Raw genomic sequence first — 395 nt, 5'->3', positions numbered from 1 at the left:
AAAACGCCGCCACAGCGGGCGGCGTTTTAGGAATTCTTTTAGGTGATTATTCGTAAGAGACAGTAACTGTAGCAGTTCCTGAATAACTTCCTTCAGTTTGGTTTCCACCTACGTTAAGTTTACCTCCCACTACAAAAGATGCAGCTGTGTTACCACTTGAAACATTACTATCAGGACTTAAACTATGAGTGAAATCAACTGTCATAGTTTTGGTTTCATCAGTTGCATTTTTTAAAATTAGCTGTGCAATTGAAACACTATAGGTAGTATTCTCTTCAGCAGTAACCGTGAATGTTGCAGCAGTCGCTGGATCTGAAGTAATATCCATAGCATCTGAAATTATTCGGTTTCCTCCGTCTGTTGGAATTTCAACGATTCCACCCTCAACTGTCTTA

1 protein-coding gene is annotated in these 395 nt (G+C 39.7%); it reads right to left on the bottom strand.

The window, feature by feature from the left end; genetic code table 11:
* Nucleotides 1-46 precede the first annotated feature (46 nt).
* On the bottom strand, nt 47-395 hold a 349-nt coding region (locus HC175_RS19915; protein WP_168139824.1), incomplete at its 5' end, for a DUF4402 domain-containing protein.

It is taken from the genome of Salinimicrobium oceani (assembly GCF_012037645.1).
The sequence above is the reverse complement of the archived record's forward strand: the minus strand, read 5'-3'. Positions and strand labels throughout refer to the sequence as shown.